Raw genomic sequence first — 15,132 nt, 5'->3', positions numbered from 1 at the left:
TAAAGATTGCGTCGTCCCTTATAATGACGAGATCGTAAGTTATTGATTATTAATTATATTTTTCCGATAAATTTTTATAACATGGGCGTTGCCTGCGGCCCGGGCTTTCCGTTGCAAGTCCTCACCTTTCCTACCCGCACCCCCTTTGCGCGCTCCGGGCTTTACACTGCAATCACTAACGCAGCCCACGTGCAACACCGCCAAAATATATTTTACCTGTCATCACGCTTTTTTGGCTACCTGATGGTTACAGCAATGACGTGGTAGAAACATATCTCACATTACTTCTGCTTCTTATAATATAACACATACGATCCTCCCAAAATCGCCAGAAACACCAACGGCATCACACGGTTTGCTACCGGATCGCCGGATGCGGTATGTGCGATAAACGCAGAAACAAATACAAAAGTAAATCCCGCATAAGTCCATTCTTTTAACCTGGCAGGCACTGGTACCAATAGTAATATTGCACCGATAAGCTTGGCTATTGCCAGTTCAACTCTAAAATAATCAGGGAAGCCTAAATGATGAAAGGCTGCAGCCATTTCGGGCTTCGTTAAGTATGAATAGCATGAAAAAGCCATCATCAATGCTACAATAGCGCTCAGGATCCAGTAAAAAATTTTAGTTGCTTTCATCTAATGAATTATTTACCGCAAACTTAGCTACCTTTGCTATTAAAAAGATACTACTATCCTAAAGGATACCGGTATCGTTAAGGATAGCGAGTATGAACAACGAACAAATCATTCACAATAAAGAGACCTGCAAAGCTTCTGTAACCGCAGTACGCGATACGCTTTATGTAGTAAACGGCAAATGGAAGCTGCCAATGCTGGTAAGCCTAATGACCGGCCCTAAACGGTTTAAGGAACTTCAGCGCGACCTGGAAAGCATCACGCCTAAAATACTTTCGAAAGAGTTAAGGGAGCTTGAACTAAATGGCTTTGTTAAACGGACTGTTTATGATACCACACCGGTAACTGTAATTTATGAACGTACCGAATATGCCGATACGCTTGGTAAGGTTGTTTCGGAATTACGCGAATGGGGCATGAACCATCGTGAGCATATTAAACAAATGAGCCGGGCTGAAGCCGATGCCAAAAAAACAATGGCAGTTTCATTATAATGTAGTAAATAGCTCTTCAGAATTTAGAAGCGCAAAGCGCCTTTGCCTGGTAAGCAAAGGCGCTTTTATAAATGATAACATTACGCTTTTTTCTTCTCGGGGCGATGAGCGCTATCCCTGCTTGATGTAAAAACCATACTGGCCGGCAGTAGTTTTTTAAGCCTGAACTGAATGGTGATGGCATCATAATCATGCTTATGGCCGCAGCCTTTAGGCGTTTCAACAATCACCGTGATCTTATTTTCTAAATTATCCATGCGTACATATTTTATAAACCTGGTATTTTAACCCCGGAAGCTTTCAAATCCTGCAAAATATTTTCCTGTACGGCCAGCTTGGTATCCTGGAAACCATGCGCATGAACCCAAACATTAACTCCTACACGATAACCATCAGGATCTAAACTGGCAATACCTATCCTCCTGTCCGGAGTTTCCAATATATTTTTTGATTTATCGATAGAAGAGTTAATGACCGACTTCACCTCATTAAAATCAATATTATTGGTAAACTTCAGCTCGATATCAAGCCTGCGGGTGCCTTCCCTGCTGATGTTGATGATCACCTCGTTTGAGAGTTTACTGTTAGGCATAATAACTATTCGGTTATCAAAGGTTTTAACAATGGTATAAAAGATCTGGATAGCGATAACCGTTCCTTCAAGGCCTTGAGCTATGATATTATCGCCCACAACAAAGGGCTTGAGCAGCAGTATCAACACACCGCTTGCAAAATTTTGCAAAGTACCTGAAAGCGCTAAACCAGCGGCTACACCAAAGGCACCCACGAGTGCAGTGAACAAAGTAATGGGCACACCCATGATCTGCACAACTCCTAAAATTAGCAACACACGCAATACAACCCCTACAAGGCTCTGCAAAAAGGGTTTAATAGTAGGATCTATTTCCTTTTTTTGCATATGGCCCTGCCACCATTTCAACAACATATTAATCAGCCAAAGGCCGATGAATAAAACTACCAGCCCAATCAAAAAACTGGGTGCATAGCGAATCACCCATATATAAACCTGGTCATAAAACTTTTCAATCTTCATAAAACAAATCGTTTAGCTTCCGCATAAAAACCACCTATGCTTAACGCATATTTGGGGGAAGGGTTTGTTTTAACAACCATTTAACACTTCAACCCTCCAAGTGTTAACAAATGTTAAAAGTGTTAAATTTCAATACGTTACCAATTTTAAGCCCTAATTTGGTATTAACTACTTGAAAAAAACTTTTACACTTTATCATGAGCTACAATAAGATCAACAACCTTTTGGCCTGGCTTTGTTTTACCCTTGCATCCGTAACTTACGTCTTTACTTTAGAGCCCTCCGTAAGTTTTTGGGACTGCGGCGAATTTATTTCCTGCGCCTATAAACTCCAGGTATCGCACCAACCGGGCTACCCTCTTTTTGCCATGATAGGTAAGGCCTTCTCGCTGCTTTCGATGGGCGACAGGACAAAAGTTGCCTACTTTACCAACCTGGGTTCGGCATTGGCCAGCGGGGCTACCATTATGTTTTTATTTTGGAGCATAACCGCCCTTGCTAAAAAACTCCTTGCTACAAAAAATACTACTGTTAATACAACCCAAACCTTACAAATAATGGGTGCCGGGCTAACCGGCGCCCTTGCATTTACCTTTACCGACACCTTTTGGTTTTCGGCAGTTGAAACCATTGTTTTTGCATGGTCGTCATTATGTACCGCAGTAGTATTTTGGGCTATTTTAAAGTGGGATGCCGTTGCCGATGAACCACGTGCCGACAGGTGGCTGGTTTTTATAGCTTATGTAATCGGCCTTTCTATCGGCATTCACCTGCTTAATTTATTAACCATACCTGCTTTGGTAATGGTTTATTATTTCCGCAGGCATAAAAACATCAGTGTTAAAAGCGGGCTTTTGGCATTCGCTATAAGCATCCTTATCCTGGCCTTTGTTCAGTTTGGCATCAGGGGATATACCATAGGCCTCGCCGCCCGGTTCGATCTATTTTTTGTAAACAGCCTTGGACTTGGTTTTGGCAGCGGCGTATTGTTCTTTTTCTTGCTGATCATCGGCTTGCTTATCGCCGGGATCCGGTACAGCATCCGCAAGCAGAAACATCTTTTAAATATAAGCCTGCTTTGCGTTGTGTTTGTTTATTTTGGTTACAGCTCTTTTGTTTACATCCCTATCAGGGCATCGGCGGGCACCAACCTTAACAACTCACACCCCAGCGATGCCTTTACGATGTATGAATATCTTAACCGTACCCAATATGGTGAAACACCATTGCTTAAGGGCCCTTACTTCGATGCCAAAATAACAGATGTTACCGACGGTACACCGCTTTATCGTAAAGGAAAGAGCAAATACGAGGTAGCTTACAATAAGCCTAATTATGTTTATGACCACACCAGCATTCTGCCCCGCATGTGGTCGACAGAGGAGAATACCACCTACGCCCAGGATGCCCAGTTTTACCGCAACTGGCTGCAATTGAGCGATAACGCTACGCCTACCTTTTCGGATAATTTAAGATGGATGTTCAGCTGGCAAATGTACCAGATGTACTGGCGTTATTTTATGTGGAATTTTGTTGGCCGCTATAATGATGATGATATGGAAGGCCAAACCAACATGAATGGCATCGGCGGCAACTGGACATCGGGCTTGTTCAACAATGCCTCCAATACGCCTAAGTTTGTATTGAATAATGTTACCTATACGCCCCTTTATGCGCTGCCATTAATGGTTGGCTTGTTAGGCATGCTCTACCATTTCAAGAAGCGAAAGAAAGACGCGCTGGTAATAACGTTGCTGTTCTTTTTCACCGGGTTGGCTATAGTATTATATGTTAACCAGCCGTCTGTACAGCCCCGTGAACGCGATTACTCGTACGTGGGCTCGTTTTATGCCTTTGCCATTTGGATTGGTTTAGGATTGATAGCGCTGATTGACATGGTGCCTAAAAAGATCAGCCCGAGGTTTGCCACTATTGGCGCTTTTATTATTTGTACAATTGCTGGCCCTGTTTTGCTGGCAAGTAAAGAATGGAAAAACCACGACCGCTCAACCAAAATGGCGGCGCATGACATGGCTTACAATTACCTCATGTCCTGCCCTAAAAATGCTATTTTATTTGACCTGGGTGATAACGACACCTACTCGCTATGGTATGACCAGGAGGTAGAAAACATTCGGCCTGATGTACGCATCGTAAACCTGAGCCTGTTAAGCGCCGACTGGTCGGTAAGGCAAATGCAACGCAAAATAAACCAGGCCGACGCACTGCCCATCACCATGAGCTTTGATAAATATAAACTGGGCACCCGTGATGTGATCAGGTATAATGATGCCAAAATACCGGGCTATGTTGATGTAAAAGAGATATTTGACTTTATTACTTCGGATGATAAACGTACGCATGTTGAATACACCAACGGCACAACCGAAAATTATTTGCCTACCAAAAACTTCAAGCTGGCAGTTAATGCTGATGGTGTAATGAAAAATAAGGTGATCACGCCCGAGCAAAAAGGCTTACTTACGGATACCATGAAATGGAAATTCCCTCCCAATTATATCACCAAAGAAAACCTTGCCATGATAGATATACTTGCCCATAACGACTGGAAACGGCCAATTTGTTTCACTACATCTATTGGGCAAACAAGCATGGTTGGCTTACAGCCATATTTGTACCAGGAAGGTTTTACCTATCGCCTATTGCCTTTCAAAACTGATTCATCGTTAAGAGATCAGCTTTCAAAGATCAACAGCCTGGTGATGTACAGCAACATGATGGATAAGTTTAAGTTCGGCAATTTCAAAACAGCCAAATACCTTGATCAGCAATCAACAACTATGTTTTTCCCTCAAATGGTTTCTGCTTTTTCTGATCTGTCGGCGACATTACTGAAAGAAGGCCATCGTAACCTGGCACTTAATACCCTGCACAAATATGAAGAGGTAATGCCCGACATCAACCCTAACTTTATGACGGCACAAGGCAAAATAACAATGGCCGATACCTCGTATAAGTTGGACTATGCCAAGCTGGGTAATAAATTGATCAAAAGTGTTAACAGCTACCTAACCGATCAGCTTGATTATAACTACCATCAGTTGCAAAAAGATACAGGCCGGTTAAGTCCGCGCGATGTGCAGATCAGTATGCAACTTCTCAATAATATGGCAGCCATTACTCAAAACGGCAACCAAAAAGAACTATGCGGTCAAATAATTACACAGCTTAATGATTATGCCGAAAAGTTTAAAAGTATTCTCCAGCTCTAAACAACCAACATATATATGCTATGGGGCAGGCTATTTGATTTAGCCTGCCCCTTTTTTATATTTTAATAATTCACATACTTTTCTTCAAAAGTACCATCGGCATACAGGTCTATCAAACCATAGCCGGGGGCTGTTTCCCGGCGGTTCCCCTCCCACCAGGCACCGGAAACGGCGCCGTTACACAGGTAAGTAACATTGTTATAAACCACCTTATCGCGCATGTGCAGGTGACCGCTCACACATAACTTTACGTTGGGGTGCTGGTAAAACAGGTTAATGATCTTAGCCGTATCGGTATGCATATCGCCGCCAAGCATTGTCCACTTGTTTACAATATCATCCTCTATCATCAGTAAAGCCGTCAATATCGGTATGTGCGACATAACCATTACCGGCATATTGGCGTCCGTAGCTTTCAGCTCATCGTTGAGCCAGTTAAGCTGTTCCTCGCCCAGCTTACCTATATACCAGGTATTATCAATATCTAAATGCACACTATCCAGCACAATAACCTTCCAGCCATTCTTAACCATACTGTAGTAGGGCTTTACAAGCTGTAACTTATCCAAAGCGTATTTTTTTCCGTAGATGGCCTGTCCCTTGTCGTCCTCGTACCACCAGATATCGTGGTTGCCCAAACAATAATGAACGGGCAAACTGCATTCATTTTTCATGATGTTTTGCACCAGCTTCCATTGATCATTGATGGTGCCGATGTTTTCCTTGTTCATATCAAAAACAATGTCGCCGCCATTCAATACCATGTCAACCTTTGGCGTTTGCTGCTGCAGGTGATGGAGGCACCTGGTAAACCTGGCAGGGGCATCAAACTTATCCTTAAGGTGCACATCGGTAATGTGGGCTATTCGTAATGATGGCTTTGCAGCTGGTGTTGTATTGCCAAGTGCTAATGAAGGCGCCAGAAGCAGGCCGCCTATATTTTTTAATGCTGATCTTCTTTCCATAATGTAAAAGCTACCTCCCGGGTTCAGGTAATTTTGGGGTTAAAAATACATTTATAATATTGGTAGGCCGCTGGAATTTCTGTTAAACTTTTATTAAGAAAATAATGACCGAAACATTTATATAAAACAAAAAGCCTTCCGCGTTAGCAGAAGGCTTAATAGATTTGTGTAGGGAAGGTTAAAATAGTATTTCAGGGTACTTAACCATTATTTATTGAAGATACGGCCTGCCTGTCATGTAATCATTTACAACCCCGCCAATATATTTATTGTTGTAATCCGTTTCTTTGTTTTGCAAAACTGATTTATAATAAAGCAGCAGAAAATCGTACACGCCCAGTTCGTGAGCCTGCTGCCTGGTTTTAAACAAGCGGTTCATACTCATTTGAATAAGGCTGATCACAAGCAGGTTCAAATCCTGCGGTACCGTTTCGGATGAAATAAGCTCGGCGAGCAATAAAGCTGCCGGTCTGTTGTTTAAACTCCGGTACCTGAGCAGGTCGTTGCCTGCAACCGCGGCACCTTCGGCAAAAAGGCCCTCAATCTTGTTGCGGTAATGCCTGTATTTAAAAGTCAGTTGCTTTGAAAGCAGGTTATCATAATTAACGTCCGGATATGATGAGGCTACAAGCAGCTCCATAAGCTCGTTTTTTTGTTCGATCTGAAAATCAAAATCATTCAACAGCCTGTCAATTGATAACAGCCCCCAGAGCCACCTCACCTCTTCAAAGTTTTCGGTCACATCCGCTCTTGATATGAGGCTGGCTATGGCAAGGCTATCGTTAAAAAACAACTGTTCAACAAGTTCAATCGACGCCTCCCCATAGCGTTCCAGTTCGCGCTCGTAGGTATCAAACTGCACCTTCCAGATCTGCTTTGATTTAATTAAGGCCGAAAAGCAATTGTTAATATTTTGAATGACCCTGCCCAATGCAAATACAGAAGCCAGATGGACCCTGAAACGAATATGAGGTTCAGGATCAGCATATCGTACATAAAACCATTGATCAATCAGGTCTTCGTGGTAAAGCTTTTTGCTTAGCTGTATCAGCTCATTGCCTATCACATGTTCGGCAGTGTTTATGCCGCAATACAGTTTTACATACAGCCATTCATCACCCGGGAAAAACTGGCGTTTGGCCACGTTTGTGCTAAGCGGCCCCATACTGGTATACTTGCCGGCTACTTTTTCGTCCCGCTTTAAAACAGCGACAAACTGGTTACCGATAAGCTTTTCATCCTTCTTTTTAAGCATGACATTATCGCGTTCGCCAATGTATTCCTTTAAAATAATTTCATTCTTTTTCTTGCATGACGAAAGCCATGCAGCAACCTCAAGCCTGCTGTTGGTATGTACAACCAATTCACTATCAATATCTGTAAAAACGAAAGCCTCGGGCAAATCCCAGTATCTAACAAACTTCGCCCATGCTTCGCTGTAATCAATAGCCAGTTCTTTTAACAGCTGCTGTAAATCAGCATTGTTTATGTACCAGGTTTTTAAGGCTAATATTACGCCTTCATAAACTACCCTTGGCGTTTTGGTTACCCCAAGTTTAGGTAATATGTCAAGATTAAACCCAAGCTCGTATTTTAAATCCTGGCATTGCAGATCGGCCAGGAACCGGTACACAGGTAAAGCTGTCATTCCGTAATTATATGCTGTATTTAAGCGGGGAATAATCCGTTTACCTAATTTGGCCGAACGCAGCACAACATTATTTCCTTTAACAGATACGAGCAGATCTGTTATATTAACTTCCTGGTCACCAGCGCTTACCGGTGTTTGAAACTGGTAGCCCCGGTACGGCGCAGAGGTAAAGCTTCCTAAGCAGTCATCAGGCGAGTGTACAATTTCGGCAACTATAGCCGGCTCATAAATACGGGCTTCTGTTTCGGCTATTTCATCAAGGATCTGGCCAAAATTCCGCTCGGCATTAGCCAAACGGCCAAACATGGAGGTACCGGCCGGCCACCCGCAATGTTCAAGGTACAGCAAGGGCTCATCATGGCCCGAAATTCGGAACATTACCGAAAAACTTGGGGGCAACTCATCATCGTAAGCCTTAACGTTTTCAAACTGTGACTTTTGCAAATGGATAATTTCCTGCCCGGGGTTATTAACAATTTGCCCGATAAGCCACTTCACGGCGCTGGTATATTGCAGATCTTCCTTATCAGCTGCAAAGCCAGATGGTTCTGTATAACAGTTTATGGCATAACCGATACCTTTTTCAGGATCAAGCGCTTCTGTTAGCAAAATCTCCCGCTCATGATACCGGTCGCGGAAGCGTTTTATAAACGTTTCCAGGTTTTTACTTTGATGCCTGGGTGTGATCCGGTTAAGCAGATCAATGGCATCGAGCAATTTATCAGCATAAGCTTTATCAAGCGTAGCCGAATCTGCCTGCCTAAAATAATCAACCTGCAGCAATGTCCCCTGTGAGGCATCACCTGGTAAATCTTTCAAAATCATAGCAACCTTATTATTTTTTGTAATTACATTATCGGTGCCTGTTAGCACCTGCTTAACGGTATTCAGTTTTGACAAATAGCTTTGTGCCTGTGCACTTTGGTATGCCAACCGGGTAAAAATGCCAATGGCCTGGTCAAGGTATTCCCCGCTGTCAATACACGGTTCAAGCTCACTCCACAAAACCTGGTTTTTAATCAATTGATCCAAAAAAGCAGCGGCACATTCCGGATTTTTGCCAAGTTTTTGCGTTATAAATAAGCCTATCGAATTGTATGTCCTGGCGTTTTCACAAAACCCGATAACCGCCTGCAGATCGTCAGATATCTTTACCGGCGATGCTTTGTATTTACCACGGTTTACAGTTTGACGGTCAATTTTACGGTAGGTCCCGTTTAAGGTATACATTGTTTTATTTACCTTGTAACTTAACAATGTCCGTATGAGGCGATTATTTAAAATCTGGCCGTTCAAATTAACCGCTACGGCAACATTAAGCCTTACATGCTGGTAAGCATTACCAAGCTGTAAATCGGTCGTATTCCCCAGGTAACAGGAGCGCAACCTGCAAATAACCCTGATGGATTGGTGCCGGTGGCGCTCCTGTTAATAAATTTGGCTAAGGTTATTTCAAGCTTCTCCAGTTTTTTCGCATCTGTAATATCATCTATATGCAAAACCGCTTCATACAAGTCTTTAGAGGTAAGCCAAAGCGCCTGCATAAACAATTCATCTTTTGTGAATGCCCTGATAGTTTCTTTATCAATTGCTTCCACGCAATCAAATGCAGGAAACCTGAACATCAGGCCTGATGAAAATTTATATTGCTCGGATAATTTTGTCGCTTTCATGACAGCTGGCTATTGATAATAACCTCATTGATGAAAAACACTCCGTTCATTTTTTCCTGATACCAGCATCCGGGGCGACTAAACTAAATAATGCCTGTTGCAGTAGCCGTTATAGTACCTGTTTCGGTAGTTGTTTGCATGAAACAGGCTTGATTGGCATATTTTGCTACGTTATTATTTAAAACCCTATTGAGTATCTGTACCTGTTTAATTTGGATTTTTGGCAAGGTTGCTTTGTCGTGATTTTTCATAATTTTAAACTTTTAAATGGCTGTAAATGGTTAATTATTTAACCCAGATAGTATAAATTTGGTTAACAGGCTTTTACCGAGAAAAAATTTAGTACCAATGCCCCTTTCCGAATGACCAAAACCGCTTTTAAGAGTGACGAAAAAAATGACAGAGGACTTTATCGTGAATAAGGAAAATCTAAAAGCAATATTTCAGCATCTACTTTTTTGGATTACTTATGTACTTTATGAAGAAGTGGTTGTTTATTTTGCCGGCGTGGAAGTTGAGTTTCTTAACACCATTGTTGCCTTCATGGTTAATGCCGGAGTATTTTATGGTATTTGGAACTTTTATAAATTCCTCAATAAAAAAACCAACAACAAATTGTTATTAGTAACAGCAACCCTTGTTGTTTCCGCAGCTATCATTGTAGTATCCGCTTACTTAAAAGCATTTTCGCTCATCATTTTCCAGCATAGTTCACTTAAGGTTTATGGAACCCCCGCCAGGATTCTGACATTTGTTATGCGCTCTATTTACTTTGCTGTAATGGGCGTAGCTTATGGTTTTGCCAAAGAGGTAATATTAAAAGAGCGCGAGGCTGCACAGCACAGATTGGAAAAGGCTCAAATGCTTGAGGAGCGGCAAAAATTAGAAAAGAAAGCCCTTCAAGCCGAACTAAATGTAATAAAATCACAGATCAATCCGCACTTTGTATTTAATACGCTCGGCTTTTTATATGCTGAAACTTATAAGAAACTCCCGGAAGTAGGGCAGTCAATCATTACACTTTCAAACATTATGCGGTATGCATTAACCAAAAATGAGGACGGGTTTAGCAGCCTGGAAAGTGAGCTTGCCTATATCAAAGACTTCATAAAAATTCATGAAGATCGCAGCAAAGCTTTTTTATGAAGATAAGTATCGAAAGCGGTGTTATTCCGTATCAGGTAGTATCATTGGTTTTAATTACCCTCATCGAAAACATGTTTAAGCACGGCATTTTCAATCAAAGTACAAAGGAGGCTGTGTTGAGCATTACTGTTGAAGATAGGAAGCTGCATTTTTATTCGCTTAATTATAAAAACAATAACAGCGTTAACAAAATACAGTCGAACGGGATAGGATTAAATTATATTCGCGACAGATTAACCGATGAATATGGCCGGGACGGATATGAATTATTGGTGGATGAAACGCACAACAGCTATGAATGCAAACTTACCATGCCTTTAAAGTATCATGAAAGTAATTAACTGTATTATAGTTGAGGACGAGCCTTATGCCATTGATATTTTAAGCGATTTTATATCAAAAGTGCCTTTTATTAACCTTACCGAAACGTTTACCAATCCTATTGAAGCACTATTATATTTAAAAGGATCAGCCACTGACCTCATTTTTCTTGATATAAACATGCCTGAGCTTTCGGGTATCGACCTGATTAAAATGCTACCGAAAAGCACGGAGATCATCATAACATCAGCCTTTAGTGAATTTGCGCTGGCGGGGTTTGAAAACAATGTGCTCGATTACCTGCTTAAGCCCTTCGCTTTCGACAGGTTTTTACAGGCTTCACAAAAAGCCCTTGACAAGCTAATACTGCTTTCATCTAATAAGCCAGCGCCGGTAATTGACCTGCAGCCAAAGCCCGACTCATTTTACCTGAAAACCGATCACGGTAAAATTGTACGTATCAACTTTGAGGATATCATTTATATAGAAGGACTTAAAAATTACTGTTCGGTTTTTACAGAAAATGAACGGCATATCTCATTGGTGAGCATGAAAACCTTGGTTGACACCCTGCCCCAGGAAAATTTTGCGCGGACCCATAAATCCTACATTATCGCTTTAAAACGCATTAAAGCTATTGATGGCAACATGGTGATCTTTGATAAGATCAAAGAAAAGATCCCCATAGGTGTTACTTACCGCGACAGCTTTTTCGCACTGCTCAATAACAAGATGTTTAAGTAAGCTATACTTTCCCGTTCCGGGCTTTTTCCGATTTAAGGAACTTTAAGAGCATCCCGTACAAGATGCATTCATGCAGGCGCTGCCGGCTGCTAAAATAGCGGTTAATTGCCATGTGGATCACGCTGCTCAAAAACTTCGCATTCCAATCAATAGTGTAGTTTTGCAGCAGTAATTCTACCTGCATTCTTTTTTGCCGAAGCAGGTCATCATATGCTAAAAGCAGGTTATTGAGGCTGCCATGATATTTTCTATATAACTGATCAATCTGTATTTTAACCGCCTTATCATCAAATTCGGCAAAAAAATAAGCCTGCTGCCTTTCAACAAATTGCAGTTGGTCGTTTAGGTTATTGCTCATCAGGTTTAGGTAATCTTTGATCAGCCAAAAAATCAGGAGCCAGTCTTCGGTATCATAGCGGTTGCTTTCAAGCAGCCTGAATACGCTGCAGCAAAACGAAGTTTCAATACAAAAAAGGCCCTCGGCTTGTTCAATTTGTTGCCCGTAACGTTCCAGTTCGCGCACGTAGGTATCAAGCTGTACAACATGAAGCTGCCCGCTTGTCAAAAATGGCGACAACACCTCGCGCACAGCCAGGTAAACATCCTGAAAATCACCGTCCTTAAGCAAATTAATCCTAACCCGAATGTGATTATCCGGGTCATGGTACCGGATAAAAAACCATTGTTTTATTTTAACAGTACCCGAATAATTTAACAGTTCATCCAATTTTAACAGCACCTCGTTGGCGATATTACTGCTGAGATATAGCTTGATAAATAACCACTCGCTGCCGGGAAAAAATTACGCTGAAGCGTATTTTCAATATATTGGAAATATGGGGGCTTCAAAGGCCTATCGAAATGGAAGGGTGCAACAAACTGGTGCATGTAAGGATCGCCATCCACATCTTGTACAATAGCCTCATGCTGAAGGTGAATACACTCAGATAAAATCAAAACCGGGTCCTGCCTTGCTATTTCCTTTGCAAGTACCTGTATACTAATCTCATTTTCAGTATCAATCAGTAATTCATTATCGCCCTTTATTATATAAAATTTATCGGGCAGTAACCACTCATTCCTAAAGCTGTTAAACAAATCGCCGAATTTATCCATGAATTTTTCAGCCTTGCAAAGTTCACCCAAAATAGCGGGCGTAAACTTCCAGGTGGCACGGTGCAGGATAACGCCAAAGCTGGTTTCAACGCGTGGAAAAAACACAAAATCTGTAGAGAGTGCCCCCCAGTTAAAACTTAAGCTGCCATTGCCCCGCTGATGCTGGATATCGCACAAAAAGGTGTAAATGGGGTGCTGCGACCTGTTATAATTATAAGCACTGCTTAAGCGCGGAACTACTTCCCGCTGATGTTTTTTGAAAACAATTTAAAAACGCCCTGCTCAAGCTTTATGTAGATATCGTCAAGCCTCAAAACTGAACTTCCCTTGGCATCATCAATATAAGCCAGTTCATGGGGCCAGAAAGGCGGGTGCATCATGACGTTTAAGATCCGTTCTTCGGGCATATGGATCACTTCGGCAAACATGGCATCCGGGCAGTTGGCGATCTCCTTTGCCGCTATCTCTAAACCTGTTTTATAAATTTCGGCATCCCCAACTGCAAACCGCGCTATCATGCTTAAAGCGCCGGGCCCGGTAACTCTCTCCAGGTATACCATATCGTTTTCAAAAAGCTGAAAAACCGCCGACATGGAAAATGGCAAATGATCCGGGCTGCGTTCCCTGGCAAAATTATCAGGTATAATAACTTTATACTGTTTTTCAATTTTGGCGCGGTTTAACAGATTAAGCATTTTAAAATCTATCTCTGTATAATCCACCCATGAAGGCCCCCTTCGCTTCCGGTATACAGCCCTTCTGTAAAAAGGGTTTCATGCTCATACCATTGCCCGTATTCAATTCCCGTATCGGTGTCAAATGCCTCCAGGAGCGGTACGCTCTGCTCCTCATACCTTTTCCCGAACCTGCCTTTAAACTGCTCAATCCTTTTATTGGGAGCCACAGCACTCACATTATTAAGCAATGCAATCGCCTTAGTTATTTTCCATTGCAATGATTGACCAAGCTCCCGGCTTTCCAGCTCGTTAAACCTGGTTACATGCACCTGGTCTTTAAGTTCCCTGCCGGTTATGTGATTAGTAATTTGTTCAATAGCAGTATATAACGAAAACCAGTTTGAGCTTTCAACATCTCCATTATTAATTTTATTAAGCAAATCGACCAATTCATTAATGGTATCCCTTAATCCCGGATCATCAGTCTTTTGCAAAAAGACTGGAAAATCATACCCTATTGCCGGCTCAAATGCCGGTTTTAGCAGTTGCCCTTCAATAAGGTCATTAATAAACACAATGAAATCATCAGGCTCAAAATCCGGGAATTTTTCGAGCAGTTGTTGTTTATTCCATATTTTATCACCAACAACGGTAATTATGTCATCAAGCACCTCATTGCAGGCAATGGCGCTCACCTGGTAAACCCTTTGGTTATCAATAATTTGATAAGTAATAAATCGTAAATCGCCCCCAACTTTATAAAGGGTATTATTTAGCTTATATCCTGCAGATATTTGATTGGCATTTTCAATTTGTTTGGCAAGCGAGAAACTCACCACAGCGTCGGGCACTGCATGTCTCCTGAACTTTGCCGTAAGTTTTACTTTATTTGCAGCCCCCCAGTAAACCGATGAACAACCCGCAAACAGCCCAAACGGCGTAGCCCGGTTTGACATACGGGCCATATATTTATAAAAACTTGATAGTAATTGAGCTTCTTTAGCTTTCGTTTGCTGCCCGTTTGCAAAAAAAGCATCCAGTTCATTATAAAGCGATTTACTTGCCAGGTAAATACTTTCTTTGATTAACCTGTCATTCCATAATGTAAGCAAGTTTTTTTATCAAGCTTTTGCCTGTACGACAAAGCAGCCGAGCGTAAAATTAAACCGTTAATAAAATTAACTTTCATTTGGATGTACAGGCAAGGTTCAGTATGTAAACAGCTAATTTAAGTAAAAGCTATTTTTATTAGCAGGTTTGTTATGAGTGTTGTCTATTTCTTTGTTTATAATATGATTAATTGAGTTAATATCGCCCTGCTTCATGCCTTTGTATTTAGCGCAAAAATTGATATACTGACAAGGCGATCAAAATAATTGCCATGCAAGTGCACTATCCAAAATAGGGCGGCAAAAAC

General features: G+C 41.6%; 15 protein-coding genes and 1 pseudogene. 6 read left to right on the top strand and 10 right to left on the bottom strand.

Annotated features, from left to right (window positions below; genetic code table 11):
- Positions 1-81: 81 nt before the first annotated feature.
- Complete coding sequence (locus ACRQ5D_RS18200; RefSeq protein WP_091163269.1) at positions 82-267, top strand: hypothetical protein; 186 nt, start codon at positions 82-84, stop codon at positions 265-267.
- Between the two features lie 14 nt (positions 268-281).
- Here the strand turns inward: ACRQ5D_RS18200 and ACRQ5D_RS18195 are convergent, their stop codons facing one another.
- The gene (locus ACRQ5D_RS18195; RefSeq protein WP_091163268.1) at positions 282-641 is read right to left on the bottom strand and encodes a DoxX family protein; all 360 of its coding nucleotides are present in this window, start codon (positions 639-641) and stop codon (positions 282-284) included.
- A 92-nt stretch (positions 642-733) separates the two neighbouring features.
- On the opposite strand from ACRQ5D_RS18195, the gene ACRQ5D_RS18190 reads away from it, so the two are divergent.
- Complete coding sequence (locus ACRQ5D_RS18190) at positions 734-1,135, top strand: winged helix-turn-helix transcriptional regulator (protein ID WP_090523849.1); 402 nt, start codon at positions 734-736, stop codon at positions 1,133-1,135.
- A gap of 80 nt (positions 1,136-1,215) precedes the next feature.
- Here ACRQ5D_RS18190 and ACRQ5D_RS18185 read toward each other — a convergent pair whose 3' ends face one another.
- Both ACRQ5D_RS18185 and ACRQ5D_RS18180 read right to left on the bottom strand, forming a co-directional pair.
- Positions 1,216-1,392, bottom strand: a complete 177-nt coding sequence (locus tag ACRQ5D_RS18185) for a hypothetical protein (protein WP_176844378.1) — start codon at positions 1,390-1,392, stop codon at positions 1,216-1,218.
- Between the two features lie 11 nt (positions 1,393-1,403).
- On the bottom strand, positions 1,404-2,189 hold the full coding sequence (locus ACRQ5D_RS18180) for a mechanosensitive ion channel family protein (protein ID WP_091163267.1): 786 nt from the start codon (positions 2,187-2,189) through the stop codon (positions 1,404-1,406).
- A 197-nt stretch (positions 2,190-2,386) separates the two neighbouring features.
- Between ACRQ5D_RS18180 and ACRQ5D_RS18175 the strand changes: the two genes are divergently transcribed.
- Entirely contained in the window at positions 2,387-5,422 is a 3,036-nt protein-coding gene (locus ACRQ5D_RS18175) for a glycosyltransferase family 117 protein (protein WP_091163266.1), read from the top strand.
- A gap of 62 nt (positions 5,423-5,484) precedes the next feature.
- Here the strand turns inward: ACRQ5D_RS18175 and ACRQ5D_RS18170 are convergent, their stop codons facing one another.
- The 4 genes from ACRQ5D_RS18170 to ACRQ5D_RS18155 form a co-directional block, all read right to left on the bottom strand.
- The gene (locus ACRQ5D_RS18170) at positions 5,485-6,387 is read right to left on the bottom strand and encodes a metallophosphoesterase family protein (protein ID WP_091163265.1); all 903 of its coding nucleotides are present in this window, start codon (positions 6,385-6,387) and stop codon (positions 5,485-5,487) included.
- A 211-nt stretch (positions 6,388-6,598) separates the two neighbouring features.
- Positions 6,599-9,334, bottom strand: coding sequence for a thiopeptide-type bacteriocin biosynthesis protein (locus tag ACRQ5D_RS18165; protein ID WP_432329803.1), 2,736 nt, complete (start codon positions 9,332-9,334; stop codon positions 6,599-6,601).
- A gap of 26 nt (positions 9,335-9,360) precedes the next feature.
- Positions 9,361-9,711 carry a lantibiotic dehydratase gene (locus tag ACRQ5D_RS18160; RefSeq protein ID WP_432326148.1) on the bottom strand — a complete coding sequence of 117 codons (351 nt, stop codon included), beginning with the start codon at positions 9,709-9,711 and terminating at the stop codon, positions 9,361-9,363.
- An 83-nt stretch (positions 9,712-9,794) separates the two neighbouring features.
- Positions 9,795-9,962, bottom strand: a complete 168-nt coding sequence (locus tag ACRQ5D_RS18155; protein WP_176844377.1) for a hypothetical protein — start codon at positions 9,960-9,962, stop codon at positions 9,795-9,797.
- Between the two features lie 145 nt (positions 9,963-10,107).
- Between ACRQ5D_RS18155 and ACRQ5D_RS18150 the strand changes: the two genes are divergently transcribed.
- The 3 genes from ACRQ5D_RS18150 to ACRQ5D_RS18140 are packed head-to-tail and all read left to right on the top strand — an operon-like array spanning position 10,108 to position 11,922.
- The gene (locus ACRQ5D_RS18150) at positions 10,108-10,857 is read left to right on the top strand and encodes a histidine kinase (protein ID WP_431200132.1); all 750 of its coding nucleotides are present in this window, start codon (positions 10,108-10,110) and stop codon (positions 10,855-10,857) included.
- Positions 10,854-11,198 carry a hypothetical protein gene (locus ACRQ5D_RS18145; RefSeq protein ID WP_431200131.1) on the top strand — a complete coding sequence of 115 codons (345 nt, stop codon included), beginning with the start codon at positions 10,854-10,856 and terminating at the stop codon, positions 11,196-11,198. The genes ACRQ5D_RS18150 and ACRQ5D_RS18145 overlap by 4 nt, the downstream gene beginning before the upstream one ends.
- Positions 11,185-11,922 carry a LytR/AlgR family response regulator transcription factor gene (locus ACRQ5D_RS18140; RefSeq protein ID WP_090523820.1) on the top strand — a complete coding sequence of 246 codons (738 nt, stop codon included), beginning with the start codon at positions 11,185-11,187 and terminating at the stop codon, positions 11,920-11,922. Before ACRQ5D_RS18145 ends, ACRQ5D_RS18140 begins: the two co-directional genes overlap by 14 nt.
- A 1-nt stretch (position 11,923) precedes the next feature.
- Here ACRQ5D_RS18140 and ACRQ5D_RS18135 read toward each other — a convergent pair whose 3' ends face one another.
- From ACRQ5D_RS18135 to ACRQ5D_RS18125, 3 genes and pseudogenes are all read right to left on the bottom strand, one after another.
- Positions 11,924-12,649, bottom strand: coding sequence for a thiopeptide-type bacteriocin biosynthesis protein (locus ACRQ5D_RS18135; protein ID WP_431200130.1), 726 nt, complete (start codon positions 12,647-12,649; stop codon positions 11,924-11,926).
- Between the two features lie 2 nt (positions 12,650-12,651).
- Positions 12,652-13,733 (bottom strand): annotated as a pseudogene (locus tag ACRQ5D_RS18130) (lantibiotic dehydratase).
- Positions 13,734-13,741: 8 nt separating this feature from the next.
- A complete protein-coding gene (locus ACRQ5D_RS18125) occupies positions 13,742-14,827 on the bottom strand; it encodes a lantibiotic dehydratase (protein WP_431200129.1) in 1,086 nt (361 codons plus the stop codon).
- Between the last annotated feature and the right edge of the window lie 305 nt (positions 14,828-15,132).

Source organism: Mucilaginibacter sp. P25, assembly GCF_050859465.1.
In the GTDB taxonomy this organism is placed as follows: Bacteria; Bacteroidota; Bacteroidia; order Sphingobacteriales; family Sphingobacteriaceae; genus Mucilaginibacter; species Mucilaginibacter gossypii.
This window is presented reverse-complemented; position numbering and strand designations above follow the sequence as displayed.